Here is a 14429-nt window from a genome sequence, read left to right as displayed (position 1 = left end):
ACGGTTAACTCGCGCCGCAGGCGGCGAGAACCAGTTCGCGGACGCGGGCCGCGTCGGCCTGGCCGCGGGTGGCCTTCATGACATCACCGACGATCTTGCCCGCGGCCTGCACCTTGCCGGAGCGGATCTTGTCCGCGATATCAGGGTTCGCGGCGAGGGCCTTCTCCACCTCGGTCTGCAACGCCGAATCGTCGGACACCATGCCCAAGCCCTTGGCTTCGACGATCTGGGCGGGCGCACCCTCGCCCGCGAGGACGAGGTCGACGACCTGTTTGGCGACCTTGCTGTTGATCGTCTTCGCTTCGACCAGCTTGATCACTTCGGCGACCTGGCCCGGCGTGATCGGCAGTTCCGCCAGGGAGACCTCGCGCTCCTTGGCGGTGGCGGCCAGCGAGTTGCCCCACCAGGCGCGGGCGGCGTCCACCGAGGCGCCCTCGTCGACGGTGGCGATGATCAGGTCCAGCGCACCGACATTGACCAGGTCACGGAACACCTCGGGAGAAAGGCCCCACTCGGCCTGCAGGCGAGCGCGGCGCAGCCACGGGTACTCGGGGATGGTGCCGCGCAGCGACTCGATCCACTCGGCATCGGGCGCAACGGGTTCCAGATCCGGCTCGGGGAAGTACCGGTAATCCTCGGAGGTCTCCTTCACGCGACCCGGCGAGGTGGAGCCGTCCGTCTCGTGGAAGTGGCGAGTCTCCTGCAGGATGGTGCCGCCGTTGGCGAGTACCGCGGCCTGACGGCGCATCTCGTAGCGCACCGCGACCTCGACGCTGCGCAGCGAGTTGACGTTCTTGGTTTCGGTGCGGGTGCCGAATTCCTTGGCGCCGATCGGCATCAGCGAGACATTCGCGTCGCAGCGCAGCGAACCCTGCTCCATCTTCACGTCGGAGACACCGAGTGATTTCAGCACCTCACGCAGCGCGGTGACGTAGGCGCGGGCCACCTCGGGCGCGCGGTCGCCGGCACCGGTGATCGGCTTGGTGACGATCTCGATCAACGGCACACCCGCGCGGTTGTAGTCCAGCAGCGAGTGGCTGGCGCCGTGAATCCGGCCGGTCGCCCCGCCCACGTGCAGCGACTTGCCGGTGTCCTCTTCCATGTGCGCGCGCTCGATCTCGACGCGGAAGGTGGAGCCGTCGTCGAGCAGCACATCGAGATGGCCGTTGCCGCAGATCGGCTCGTCGTACTGGCTGATCTGGTAGTTCTTCGGCTGATCCGGGTAGAAGTAGTTCTTGCGCGCGAAGCGGCCCCACGGAGTGATGGAACAGTTCAGCGCGAGACCGATCCGGATGGCGGACTCGACGGCCTTCTCGTTCACCACCGGCAGCGAACCCGGCAGGCCCAGGCACACCGGGCAGACCTGGGTGTTGGGTTCGGCGCCGAATTCGGTGGGGCAACCGCAGAACATCTTGGTCGCGGTGGACAGCTCGACGTGGACCTCCATGCCCAGCACCGGCTCGAAGCGGGCGATGACATCGGCGTAATCCATCAACTCGACCGTGGCTGCACTCATGCCCGCGCCTCGCTATCGCCCGACTCCGGCATGACCGCAGCCAAGCAGCTGGCTGTGCTTATTTTTCGCTCGCTGCGCTCGCTCATGGCGACCATCCTATGTAAAGGCGTCGCCGTGCTCTTCGCCGGATCAGGGCGTTACTTCGGCGGGAAGCGTTGGGTGAGCCAGTTGGTGACGGAGGTGAGCACTTCGGGCGCGATGGTCGTTTCGATGGTGGTGTATTCGCTGGGCTGACCGGTCTGTGCGGGTTGCATCAGGTGGTTCAGTCCCGGGAAGGTCTGCACGGTCGCATCCGGATTGGCGGCCAGGCGATCGCGCATCGGCTGTTCGCTCTGACTCGGCGGGACCTGCAGATCCTTCGACCCGAAGAAGGCGAAGACCGGGACGCGCAACGCGGACAGCGCCGGGGCCGGGTCGTAACCCAGGAACGAACCCATGTAGCGGGTGTTGAGCGCGTCCAGGGCCGCCTCGGGCTGCCGCTGCTCCGGCGGAACCGTCTCGTTGTGCCTGCGCTGGACGGCTTTGGCTCCGGCCACGTCGCCGCTGCTCAGCAACTGCGACCATTCGGCGACGAACCGCACCTGTTTCTCGATCGACTCCGGCGATTCACCGGCCGCGCCGAGCAGGACACGGTTCTGTTCGATCAGCACATCCCGGCCCGAGACCGACGGACCCGCCATCAGGATGACGAACGCGACTCCGCTGTCCGGCCGCGCCGCCACCTGGGGTGCGAGATAACCGCCTTCACTGTGACCGAGCAGACCGATGCGCGTCTTGTCGATCTCCGCACGCCCGCGCAGGAAGTTCACGCCCGCCGCCGCGTCCGCGGTCAGGTCGTCGTAGTTCGCGTCGTCGAGTTTGCCGCCGGTGCCGCCGACGCCTCGATCGTCGGCGCGCAGCACGGCGTAACCGGCCCGCGTCAGCGTGTCGGCCAGCAGCAGGAAAGGCTTGTGCCCCATGAGTTCTTCGTTGCGGTCCTGCGGTCCGCTGCCGGTGATCAGCAACACGGCCGGAAACGGACCGTCGCCCTGCGGTTTGGTGAGGGTGCCCGCGATGGTGAGCTCACCGTTGCGGTAGCTCACGTCCTCGGACTGATACGGAAAGGGCGGCTTCGGTTCCTGCGGACGCGGCAGCGGCGCGACCTTCCCGCGTTGCAGGCTCAGCGGGAACGACTGCCCCGACTGCGTGAAGTCTCCGGCGATCTTGTCGGCTCCGGAGTCGTACCGCCCCTTGAACTTCGGATCACCCGGGATATCCGCGATCGCCCACTCCACGCCGTCCCGGTCGGACTTCACGTCCTTCAACTGAGCGGCCGAAATCCCCTGCACCGGAATGTCGATGGTGGCGGTGCCGTCATCCTTGAACGTCACCCCCAGCTCGAGCGGGCTCCCCGGTATCTCGATCTTGCCGTGCCAGTCCCCCGTGGTCGGCTCCGGCGGGTTCGACTCCTCCGAACACCCCGCCACCAACACGGCAACAACGAACAGCACCAACGCGATCAGTCGCCCGCTCCGCATAGGACCCACCCTACCGACGCGACACCGCATGGTGCCGAAACCTATCTGCGCCGCGGCAGACGGCTCTGGAGGTCGGCGAAAGTGACTGCCAGGGTAACGGGATCGGTAAGGACCAGCACTCTGCTGTGGTTGACCCGAGTCACATAGCGGCGTCCCGACCAGTCGAGGCGGCACTCCTCGATCTCGGAGATTTGCTGCCAGTCCTTATCGAAATGCACGATCAGGTAGACCGGGATGCCGTGGCGCGCATACAACTCGCGCTTGATTCCGATATCGGCGTCAACCGACTCAGCCGACGTGACCTCTGCCACGAGCACGGTCTCGCAGGCGTTCATTTCCACGCCATACAGCTCAGTGGCGCGGTCCCGCATAACCACGTCCGGATCGCGAAGATCGGACCGCCCACCGAATTCGGCGCGCGCACTATCGGCGAGCAGAATCGGGATGTTGACGTGGATGGCTCGGCAGGGACCGCTCGGGTCGATGGCGTTTTCCAGCCGGCGGACCACGCGATCATGCTGCGGGGATTGCCCGCATCTTCTGATCAGGACGCCGTCATGGATCTCGCCGAACGCGTCCGGATCACCCGCTGAAAACTCCTCCACCGTGACAAGTCGCTCTGGGCCCTCTGGTGAGGTCGACATGGCCTACCTGACCGCCGAGCGCTCAGTCGAGCTGGTTCTCGACCGTCGCGGGCGATGAACACCCGCGACGGGAATGGCATCGGCGTGGTGGATATTTTTGGTCACAGGCTAGGTTAGAGCGATGTGCTATAGCCCGTCACGTTTTCGCGGGCGATCAGCCGAAGAAGGCTTCGGCCTCGCGGTAGCGGTCCTGGGGAACGCGCTTGAGTTGTTTGGTGGCTTCGGCGAGGGGGACCATGTCGATGTCGGTGCCGCGCAGGGCGACCATCTGACCGAAGTGGCCGGCGTGGACGGCCTCGGCGGCGTGCAGGCCGAAGCGGGTGGCGAGGACGCGGTCGTAGGGGGTGGGGCTGCCGCCGCGCTGGATGTGGCCGAGCACGGTGGTGCGGACTTCCTTGCCGATGCGGCGTTCGATCTCGGTGCCGAGTTGCTGGGCGACGCCGGTGAAGCGTTCGTGGCCGAATTCGTCGATGCCGCCCTGGCGCAGGGTGAAGCCGGAATCCGGCGCGGGTGCGGAGCCCTCGGCGACAACACAGATGAAGTGCTTGTCGCCGCGCTGGAAGCGGCGCTTGATCATCGCGCAGACCTCGTCGATGTCGAACGGCACCTCGGGGACCAAAGTGAGGTGCGCGCCCGCTGCCATGCCCGCGTGCATCGCGATCCACCCGGCGTGGCGGCCCATCACCTCGACCAGCATGACGCGCTGGTGTGACTCCGCGGTGGTGTGCAGGCGGTCGATGGCGTCGGTGGCGATGCTCAGCGCGGTGTCGTGGCCGAAAGTGACGTCGGTGCAGTCGATGTCGTTGTCGATGGTCTTGGGCACGCCGACTACCGGCACGCCCTCGTCGGACAGCCAGCTGGCGGCGGTGAGGGTGCCTTCGCCGCCGATCGGGATGAGCGCTTCGATGCCGTTGTCGTCGAGGGTGCGCTTGATCCGGCCCAGCCCGGCGCGCAGCATGTCGGGGTTGGTGCGGGCGGTGCCCAGCATGGTGCCGCCCTTGGTGAGCAGGCGGTCGGTGCGGTCGTCGTTGGCGATGATGATCTTGCGGTCTTCCAATAGACCCCGCCAGCCGTCTTGAAAGCCGACGATCGCGTCACCGTAGCGGCCGTTCGCGGTGCGAACGACCGCGCGGATAACCGCGTTCAGTCCTGGACAGTCTCCGCCTCCGGTCAAGACTCCGATGCGCATGGCCGCCATCATGCCACTCAGGCGGCGCACTTACCTCCGGCAAGCTCGTCCAAGTGCTGGGTAAGCAGCGCCGCCATCTTGTCCAGAGCGGTCATACCGTCGTTGAACGTGCCCGAATCCGGTTGCGCGGCAAAGGCGACCGCGATCTGGCCGCCGGCCGTGTCGATCAGCCCGAACTGCCGGACCAGGTAGGCGCCGGAGGTATCCGGCCCCCATCCACCCTTGAATTCGGCGCCGGTGAACGTACCCAGGCCCCACCGGTGGTTCGGGATGATCTGCGCCATCATGCTCAGCACGGTCGAGGCCTGCGGCAGACACGGTAGCTTGGCCGCGAATCGGACCTGCTCGGTCAGCGACCACTCCGCCTGACCGAACGACGAATGTTCGGCGCGGGTGCGGGTCGGGGGCACCACGGTCTTTGTGTCGCCGCCTTCGCGCAGCACCGCCTCCACCGCTTTCGCCGCCTCCTGCGCGCCGCCGAGCGACTGCCACAGCGTGTCGGCGGCGGTGTTGTCGGACTGGGTGATCGCGGTGGTGGCGGTGTAGCCGGCGTTGGCCGGAGAGCGCCGCACGGCGGCGAGAGTCAGCGGGACCTTCATGGTCGACCAGGCCGGACCGGTGGACCAGTCGCCGAAGGAGACGATCTTGGTGCCGCCGACCGGCAAGACGGCCATGCCGAGATGACCGCGCCAGCTGCCCTGCAACTGCTGGAAACTGTGCGCCAGAGTGCCGGGGAGGGTCAGCTGCAGGTTCTGCTGTTCGGAACGGGCCGCCGCCTGGGTGATCGTGGTCGGTTCGGCGGCGGCGTCGTTGCCGGGATCCTGCGCGCAAGAAGTCAGCAGAAGCAGTGCGAAGGCACTGCCGCCCAGTGCTTTTCGCAGACTACGAATAGACATAAACCACCGCGTTCTCACCGCCGCTGCAGGTCACCAGCTGACCCTGGGCGACGCAATTCATTGTGTACGTCCGGCCGGTGACCGGGCTGGTCGCTACCACCGAGCTCGGTGCGCGGGTGGCGGAGGCGGATTCGGCATAGGCCTTGCGCACGGCTTCGGCGAACTGGCAACTGGTGACCTCGCTGCCGGTGGCGGACTTACCGTAGTTGCCGGTCGACGAACCCGTCGAGCACGGCTTCGCACCGTCGGGCAGCTTCACCGCGGTACCCGTGGTCGTCGGGGCTGCCGAACTCGATTGCGGCGCGGAGGTTCCCGGCGAGACGGCTTGCGTGGTCGAAACCACGGAGCTACCGGCCGGGGCGTCCGCGGCGGGCTGCGAGTTGCCGCCGCCGAACATCTGCCAGCCCACCGCACCGGCCACGGCCACCACGACCACGCTGAGCACACCGACCAGCATCGGCAGCAGGATCGAGCGGCGCGAGGACGCGGGATGGTACGGATCGTCCGAATCGTCGGCCGGTCCGTAGCCGCCGCGTGGCGAGTAGCGGTCGTCGTCGTAGTCCGGCGCGGATGAGTACGCCGAATATGCTTGGGCCGCCGGGCGATACACGTCCTCGGAACCGTGCTGCGGCTCATATCCCGGCTGCGGCTCCGCCGAGTACTGCGAGTACCGCTGGGTTTCCGGCGCGTACGGCTCGTCCGGATACCGTTCGTCATACGGTTCGACCGGGTAAGCCCGCGCGGCGGCAGTGAGGTCCTGGGCCGCGCCCCGTCCTACCCCAGGCGCGTACGGCGAATCCGAATATGCCTGCCGTTCCGGATGATTCGGAGCCGCATAGCCCTCCGATTCCGAATACGCCTGCGGCTCCCGATAGTCCGGATCGCCGAAACCCGGTGGATTCGAGTAGTCCGGAGACGCCGAATAGGCTTGCTGCTGCGCAAAACCACGGGGCGCGGAGTTGCTCTCGCCATCCGGATAGGGCTGAGCACCGAAACCGCGCGATTCCGAATCCGCGTAGGGCGGCCGCACCTCGGAACCCCGCGACTCCGGATAGCCCTCGGCTTCCGGGTAGGGCTTCTCGAAGCCACGCGGCGCGGAGTGCGCCTCGGGGGCTGAGTACGGCTCCTTTTCCCCCGAACCCGCCGAGGGCGAGAAGGCTGCGGACCGCGGCACCGCGAAACCACGCGGCGCTGAATGATTCTCGGGACCGGAGTACGCTTCCCGCTCCCCCGAACCCGCCGACGGCGAAAAGCCCGCAGATTCCGAACGGGACTGCGGCACCGCGAAACCACGCGGCACGGAGTGCGCCTCACCATCCGGATCAGGCTCTGGTTCCGCGAGCGCACGTCGCTCGGACTGCGGCTCGAACGCCCGGAAGGGCTGCTGCGCCGTGAAGTCACGCGGTGCCGAATGGTCATCGGTGCCCGGGTATCGCGGCCGCTCGCCCGAACTGCTCGGCTCGGCGGGGCCGTGTGGCTCTGGAAGTGGCTGTTGGCTGGTGAAACCGTTTTGCGCCGAATGGCTTTCGGGGGCCGGATAGCGCTTCGGCTCCGAGTACGCCTGCTGGTGCGGGTAGTCGGGTCGGTCGTAACCATTAGTGTCGGAGCGGTCGTCGTGTGGCGCCGAGTACGCGTGCGGGTCCGCGAAACGCTCTGGTGCGGTGTAGTTCTCCGGCGGCGTGTACGGGTGGGGCTCAGAGCCGTAGGGCGCCGTGTATTTCTGGGTCACCGGCGCTTCGGGGACCGCGGCGAACTGGCCGCTGGGGTACTGCTCGGTCTCGCCGTAGAGGTGGGCGTCGGGGAACGGGCGGACGGGCACCGGTCCGGATGCGGGCTCAGCTGGCTCCGGGGCGGGCAGCGGCGTGAAATGGAAGTCGGTGAGACTGACCTCGGTCGCGCCGGGCGGTTGGATGACCGAGAACTCGCCGGTCTCGGGCGGCACCACCACGTTGCGGGTCGCCGTCGCGTCGGGGTGCCCGAAGCGGGACGGATCCGGGGCGTGCACAACGAATTTCGGCGCGGGCGCGGGGGGTGCCCCGGCGGCGGCGCGTGCGGCCTGCGCGAATGCCGCGGCGGTCGGATACCGGTCGGCCGGGTCCTTGGCCATGCCGCGGGCGATGACCTCATCCAATGCGGGCGGTACCCCGGGCCGGGCCACGCTCGGCCGCGGCGGCGCCTCGGTCAGATGGGAGCGGATCAGCACGCTCATGCTGGCCTGCGGGAACGGTGTTGCGCCGGTAAGGCATTCGTGCAGTACACAGGCCAGCGAGTAGATGTCCGCGCGGCCGGTGACCTGCCCGACGTCGAACCGCTCGGGCGCCATGTACACATAGGACCCGACCGCCATCCCCACCTGGGTGACAGCGGCGTCGCCTTCGGTATGCGCGATGCCGAAATCGGCGAGATAGGCGAAATCGGCTTCGGTGACGAGAATGTTCGCCGGTTTCACGTCGCGATGCACGAGCCCGTCGGCGTGCGCGGCGTCCAGCGCGGCGGCGATCTGCTCGATGATGGCGATCGCCCGGTGCGGCGCCATCGGCCCTTGCTCGCGCAGCAGGGTGCGCAGATCGGTGCCCGGCACCAGACGCATGTCGATGAACAGGACGCCGTCGATCACGCCCCAGTCGTGGATCGGGATGATGTGCGGTTCGGCCAGCCGGGCCGCCGCCTGCGATTCACGCCGGAACCGCACCTGATACACGGGATCCGCGGCGAGTTCCTCGGGCAGCAGCTTGACCGCCACCACGCGCTCTTTGACGGTGTCGTAGGCCTCGTAGACCTCGCCCATCCCGCCTTTGCCCAGCAGCGCACGCAACTCGTACGGCCCGAATCGACTGCCGACCCTCCAGCCAGGTCCGTCCACGCCGTACAACCTCCACATCCCGGACGCCCGCCTGGACCCGCGATCATCGTAGCCAAGCGGGGCGCTCCGTCAAGGAGAGGATTCTCCTGGGGTGACCACCCCGTGGTCAAACGCAAAGACGATCGCGGCGGCCCGATCTCGTAGGTCGAGTTTGCCGAATATGTGTCCGACATGGCTTTTCACCGTCACTTCGGAGATGCCAAGCTCCCTGGCAATTTCTCCGTTCACTCGTCCGCGGCCGATCAATTCGAGCACTTCGTACTCGCGGGCGGTCAATTCCGAGAGCCTGCTATGCGCTGTGGCTACTACCGGCCGGACGGTGCGGTAGGCCGAGAGCACGCGTCCGGTGACCGAGGGATCGAGCCAGGCCCCACCGGTCGCGACGGTGCGGACCGCGCGGATCAGGTCCTCCGCTGGCGAGTCTTTCAAAATGAACCCGGCAGCTCCGGCTCGTAAAGCGCCCGACAGCAATTGATCATCATCGAAAGTGGTCAATACCAGAACCGGCGGCGTACTGGCTCTGGCGCGTAGCAATCGCGTGGCATCGATACCGCCGACGCGTTTCATGCGCAGGTCCATCAGGACCACGTCGGGCTGTTCCGCGGCGACCGCCGCGACTACCTCATCGCCGTCCGCGCACTCGGCCACCACGAATCCGTCCCGGCGGCGCAGGATTCGGCGCAGGCCACCGCGCACCAGCTCCTGATCGTCGACCACCAGAACGGTGATGGAGTCGGCATTGGCGTTCATCATGTCCCCTCCCGGGCAACTGTGGCCGGATCGGAGGCGCCCAGCCCCAGCATGCCGATGCCCGCGCGCACGGCGGTCTTGGTATCGGAGAGGGCATCGGGCAGCCAGCAGTTCCGCATCGCGGTGAGCGGGAATTCGACGTGCACCGACCAGCGGTCCCCGACCCGTCCGGCTGCCATCCGGCCGCCGAGCAGTTCGGTACGCTGCCGCATTCCGGTCAAACCCATGCCCTTTCCGTGCCGCGGGGTGGATCCCCCGGGCAGCGTGTTGTCCACGGTAAGTGTCGCCGCGGCCGAATCGACCTGAAGCCGCACAGTGGTTTCGGCGCCGGGCGCGTGCTTCACGACATTCGCCAGCGACTCCTGGCTGATCCGGTACAGCGCGAGCCCGACGGCGGCGGAGACCGCGCTGAGATCTTCAGCGCCGGTGTAGCGGATATCGAGACCGGCACGCACGAAATCGCCGATCAAACTCTCGATATCCGTGACACCTGGTTCCGGCGCGGAGTTCGACGGACGAGCGTCCAAAAGCCCTACCGTGCGGCGGATATCGGCCATCGCCTGTCTGCCCAGCCGCTCGGCGTCGACCAGCGCCTCGACCGCATCGTCGACATCGCGGTCGGTTTGCAGTGCGTGCCGGGCCCCGGTGAGATGCAGCAAGGTGATGCTCAGCGAATGGGCGATCACGTCGTGCACCTCGCGGGCGATCCGGCGGCGTTCCTCGTCGGCGGCCTGGATCGTGCGGATCTGCTGACTCTCGCGCTCCTGGTAGAGGAATTTGCGCTGGTAGTGCAGCATCATGCCGCACATCAGGCCGAGCCCGATGCCCAGGCTGTACATTTGGATGCCCGCCAGCCGCGCACCCGAGGAGCCCCAGACGATGTGCCCGGCGGCATCGAAGGCGATCAACTCCGCGACCGCCACCACCGCGTACAGCGCACTCCACCGTTTCGGCATGATGGCCGCGTACTCGCCCACCGCCAGGATCAGGATGAACGGCGCGAAGTCGGCCGGCACCGGCTTGACCAGAAATACCGCCGCCCCGATCAGCGCGGTGGGCGCCAGCAGCAGCGGGCTGGGGGCCCGGCCGACCAAGTACAGCGTGGGCAGTGTCAGCAACGCCCACAGCGCGACCGCTATCCACAGCACCAGCCAGGGCATCGCCGGCCCGAAAGCCATGTACCGCTGGACTATTGCCCCCACGCAGAGCAGTAAACACACCGCCTCCGCCCACATCATGACGGTCGGCGGGTAGTCGAAGGACAGCTCCGCCATATTGGCGCGCAAGACCGCTATCGGGTGCCGGCGCAAGGCCGCGAGCCGATCCCGGATGCGCCCGGCGGTCGGAAGCATCCGCGCCGGCCGAGCGGACACCGGCGATCCGCCGGCTTGCGTCACATCCATCTCGCCAGGCTAGCGGCCTGTGCCCGCCGACACATCGTCCTGGAAATGGTCGGCTTCTCCTACCAGGGTAGGAAGCGAATCCGCTGCTCCGGCACGACGACACCGGGTAGCCGGTCTCCGTAACGTCGATTCCACCGAATTACGGAAGGCCGAGCCCATGTCCTGGGAAGATCAGACCGAGATTGTGCGCACCGTGCTCACCCGCGCCGACCTGGCCAGTCCCCAATTGTACGAGGTGACCCCGGAACTGGACCGGTTGTTCGGCGGCCCGTCGAGACTGCCGCGAGCGCTGTACTACCGCTGGAAGATCCACCTCGATGTGAAGCCGGAACACGCACTACACCGGGGTAGGTCCACCGTGGACGCGTATCTCGAGCTCGCCATCGAAGCTGTGGCGCGGTAGCCACCGAAACGAAAGAGGGGGACGACAATGCCGGAGCCGGCCATGTTGGAACTGACCGACGTCATCAAGGAGTACCGGGTGGGCGGGCAGTCCGTGCGCGCGCTGGACGGGGTGAGTCTGCGCATCGAACCGGGCGAATTCACCTCGATCATCGGACCTTCCGGCTCCGGGAAGAGCACGCTGCTCCATCTGCTCGGAGCGCTGGACAGCCCGACATCGGGGTCGATCCGGTTCCGGGGTGCGGAGATCGGCTCACTCGACGACGAGCGCCAATCCGAATTCCGCAGGCACCAGGTCGGATTCATCTTCCAGTTCTTCAACCTGCTGCCGACACTGACCGCGTGGGAGAACGTGGCCATCCCGAAGCTGCTGGACGGCACCGGGTTACGCAAGGCCGAGCCACGGGCGCTGGAACTGCTGGAGCGGGTCGGTCTGAGTGACCGAGCCGGGCATCGGCCCTCGGAACTGTCCGGCGGCCAGATGCAGCGGGTGGCGGTGGCGCGCGCGCTGATCATGGACCCACCGCTGATCCTGGCCGACGAGCCCACCGGCAACCTCGATTCCAAGACCGGCGCGTCGATCCTGAAGTTGCTCGGCGATATCGCGGGTGAGGGCAATTCGGTGGTGATGGTGACCCACGACATGGGTGCGGTGGAATACTGCGACCGGGTGATCACGCTGCGGGACGGGCAGATCGGGTCCACCGACGCCGTGGTCCGCGAGGTCCGGGACAGCGGCGCGGTGCGCGCGTAATGGGCGCGAACTGGGATCGGTTGCGGCTGTTCAATATCGGCGAATTGCTGGCGCACCGCGGCCGCACCGTCATGTCGCTGGCGGTCATGAGCATTTCGGCGGCGCTGCTGGTGGCGGTGCTGAGTATCTCCGGCTCGGTGACAGGGTCGGTGGACAAGCTCACCCGCGCGCTGGGCGGTTCGGCCGTGCTGGAGGTCAGCGGCATCACCGACGCGGGCTTCGAACAGCAATTGCTACCGCAGATCTCGGCCACCCCCGGGGTACGGACGGCCGTGCCGATGCTGCGGGCGCAAATGGGCGCGGGCGATGACCGCTTGATGCTGATCGGCGCCGATACCTCCAGCGCCGCACTCGGCAGCCGGTTGACCGGCGCGATGTCCGGTCAGGCGCGCAAACTCCTCAGTGTGCGCAACGGCGTGCTCGTCGGCGCGGCCCTCGGCCGGCAAGAAGGCGATACCTTCCGGCTCGGCACCGAGACCGTCACGGTGGCGGGCGTGCTGGATCGCGCGTCCTCCGAGCAGCTGAACGGCGGCCATATCGTCGCTACGCAGCTGGGTTTGGCGCAAAAGCTGATCGGTCGCCCCGGGCGGCTCGACTCGGTGCAGATCATCGCGGAGCCCGGCACCGATATCGCCGCGCTCCGAGGCGCTTTGACCGAGGCGGTCGGTGGCCGTGCGGTCGTCGCCGACCCGAGCTTGCGCACGGCTCAAGCCGGGGGCGCGATTCAGATCGTGCGGTACTCCACGCTCATGTCCGCGTTCGCGGCGCTGATCGTGTCCGCGTTCCTGATCTACAACGCGATGAGTATGGCTGTGGCGCAACGGCGTCCGATGCTGTCACTGCTGCGCGCGATCGGCGGTAAACGCGGGCCGATGGTGCGCGACCTGCTGGCCGAAGCCGGGTTGCTCGGCCTGCTCGGCGGCGCGATCGGCGCGGGCATCGGAATCCTGATGGGCCGCGTCAGTATCGATCGCCTCCCGGTCGGCATCGTGCAGTCGGTCGAGGCGCGCACCGAATACCTGGTGCCCTGGTACGCGATTCCGGCGGCCGTCGTGGCGTGCGTGCTGGCCAGCGTCATCGCGGCCGCCATCGCCGCACGCCAGGTATACAAAGTAGAGCCGATCGAGGCGCTGGTCCCGGTCGGCGTGGCGCACACCGACACGACGAGCCGGGCCTTGCGGATCGCCGCCATCGTGCTGGGGCTCGGACTCGCCGGCGGCGCGATCGTCATCGCGAACGCCGATCTGGGCCGGATGTCGCTGGTCGCCATCTCGATGTCCTATGCCGCGGCCGTCGTGCTCTGCTTCGCCGCCACCGGACTGATCGTGCGGGCCACCGCCGCCATCGCCCGCCGATTCGGCCCGCCCGGCGCACTCGGCGCCACCACGCTGGAACGCGCGCCGCGCCGGGTCTGGGCGACCGCGATGACGGTGATGATCGGGGTGGCCGCCACCGTCGCGATGGGTGGCGCGTCGCGCAATATGGTCGATTCGGCGGGCAAAACCTTCGAGGAACTGAGTCACATCGATCTGAATGTCAGTCTCACCCCGGCCGAGCAGTTTCCGACCGGACCGCTGCTGCCCGCCGACATCAAGGACAAGGCCGCCCAGGTTCCCGGTGTCGCCGGGGTCAGCCCGGCACAGATGGCGTTCGCGACGCTCGGCAGCGGACGAGTCATGTTGCAGGGCTTCGAGACCGAGAAGGGCGCGGTCCGGATCGCGGCGGTGGACAAGACCCTGTTGCCGCGCCTCGCCAGCGGCGAGGGCGTGATCATCTCCCGCGATGTCGCGCGGGAACTCGGCGTCGCCGCGGGTTCGCAGGTGACACTGCCGACCCCGACCGGTGCGCACACCGCGCGAGTGTTGCAGGTCATTCCGTACTTCAGCGCCGTCGCGGGCGCGGTGATCATGGATATCGACCACATGCGCGCCTGGTACGAACGGCCCGGCGAGACGATCCTCGCGGTCGATATCGCCGAGGGCGCCGATCCGGCCGCCGTGCAGGCCGGCCTGCGCGCCGCCCTACCGCCCGACATCCGGATCGCCACCGGTCAGCAGCAGGTCGAAGCCATCTCCGGCAGTCTGCGCCAAGGCACGGCCTTGAGCGCCGCCATCCTCTGGATCGTGGTTCTGGTCGCCACCGTCGCGCTGCTGAACACCCTGATGCTGTCGGTCTTGGAACGCCGCCGCGAACTCGGCGTGCTGCGCGCCATGGGCACGAATCGCAAATTCCTGCTCCGCTCGGTGCTGGCCGAAGCGGCGGGCATCGGATTCGTCGGGGCGGCAATAGGTCTCGTCGTCGGCGCAGGCATCCAATACCTGGCCCTCATCGCGATCGGGCAGGCCATGACCATCGACCCGATCTACGACCCGAGCCTCCGCATTCTGGTCTACGGGGCCGTCGCCCTCGGGCTGGCGCTGCTGGGTTCGATCCCACCGGCGTTGCGGGCGGCGCGGCTGCCGATCGTGGCGGCGCTGGCGGTCGACTGAGTCCGG

General features: G+C 67.7%; 11 protein-coding genes. 3 read left to right on the top strand and 8 right to left on the bottom strand.

From position 1 onward, the window contains the following. Window positions 1-4: 4 nt before the first annotated feature. From gatB to BJ987_RS14130, 8 genes are all read right to left on the bottom strand, one after another. Window positions 5-1516, bottom strand: coding sequence for an Asp-tRNA(Asn)/Glu-tRNA(Gln) amidotransferase subunit GatB (gene gatB, locus BJ987_RS14165; RefSeq protein WP_209889345.1), 1512 nt, complete (start codon window positions 1514-1516; stop codon window positions 5-7). Between the two features lie 137 nt (window positions 1517-1653). Beyond that, a complete protein-coding gene (locus BJ987_RS14160; protein WP_209889343.1) occupies window positions 1654-3033 on the bottom strand; it encodes an alpha/beta hydrolase family protein in 1380 nt (459 codons plus the stop codon). A 41-nt stretch (window positions 3034-3074) separates the two neighbouring features. Then, on the bottom strand, window positions 3075-3677 hold the full coding sequence (locus tag BJ987_RS14155; RefSeq protein ID WP_209889340.1) for a Uma2 family endonuclease: 603 nt from the start codon (window positions 3675-3677) through the stop codon (window positions 3075-3077). 154 nt (window positions 3678-3831) lie between these two features. Further along, window positions 3832-4866 (bottom strand): ATP-dependent 6-phosphofructokinase, encoded by a 1035-nt coding sequence (locus BJ987_RS14150; RefSeq protein ID WP_209889337.1) that lies wholly within the window; start codon window positions 4864-4866, stop codon window positions 3832-3834. A gap of 17 nt (window positions 4867-4883) precedes the next feature. After that, the gene (locus BJ987_RS14145) at window positions 4884-5762 is read right to left on the bottom strand and encodes a serine hydrolase (RefSeq protein ID WP_245365958.1); all 879 of its coding nucleotides are present in this window, start codon (window positions 5760-5762) and stop codon (window positions 4884-4886) included. Then, on the bottom strand, window positions 5749-8625 hold the full coding sequence (locus tag BJ987_RS38210) for a serine/threonine protein kinase (RefSeq protein WP_372446862.1): 2877 nt from the start codon (window positions 8623-8625) through the stop codon (window positions 5749-5751). The genes BJ987_RS14145 and BJ987_RS38210 overlap by 14 nt, the downstream gene beginning before the upstream one ends. A 69-nt stretch (window positions 8626-8694) precedes the next feature. Next, window positions 8695-9378: a response regulator gene (locus tag BJ987_RS14135; protein WP_245365957.1), complete on the bottom strand. Its 684-nt coding sequence runs from the start codon at window positions 9376-9378 to the stop codon at window positions 8695-8697. Then, window positions 9375-10778, bottom strand: coding sequence for a sensor histidine kinase (locus BJ987_RS14130; RefSeq protein WP_209889331.1), 1404 nt, complete (start codon window positions 10776-10778; stop codon window positions 9375-9377). The genes BJ987_RS14135 and BJ987_RS14130 overlap by 4 nt, the downstream gene beginning before the upstream one ends. A 157-nt stretch (window positions 10779-10935) precedes the next feature. Here BJ987_RS14130 and BJ987_RS14125 point away from each other — a divergent pair, with 157 nt between their 5' ends. From BJ987_RS14125 to BJ987_RS14115, 3 genes are read left to right on the top strand one after another with little or no spacing between them, the layout of a single operon-like run. Beyond that, window positions 10936-11181 (top strand): hypothetical protein, encoded by a 246-nt coding sequence (locus tag BJ987_RS14125; RefSeq protein WP_209889328.1) that lies wholly within the window; start codon window positions 10936-10938, stop codon window positions 11179-11181. A 27-nt stretch (window positions 11182-11208) separates the two neighbouring features. Beyond that, window positions 11209-11934, top strand: a complete 726-nt coding sequence (locus tag BJ987_RS14120; protein WP_209889325.1) for an ABC transporter ATP-binding protein — start codon at window positions 11209-11211, stop codon at window positions 11932-11934. Beyond that, window positions 11934-14423 carry an ABC transporter permease gene (locus BJ987_RS14115; protein ID WP_209889322.1) on the top strand — a complete coding sequence of 830 codons (2490 nt, stop codon included), beginning with the start codon at window positions 11934-11936 and terminating at the stop codon, window positions 14421-14423. Before BJ987_RS14120 ends, BJ987_RS14115 begins: the two co-directional genes overlap by 1 nt. Window positions 14424-14429: the final 6 nt, after the last annotated feature.

The sequence above is a fragment of the Nocardia goodfellowii genome (assembly GCF_017875645.1).
In the GTDB taxonomy this organism is placed as follows: Bacteria; Actinomycetota; Actinomycetes; order Mycobacteriales; family Mycobacteriaceae; genus Nocardia; species Nocardia goodfellowii.
The sequence above is the reverse complement of the archived record's forward strand: the minus strand, read 5'-3'. Positions and strand labels throughout refer to the sequence as shown.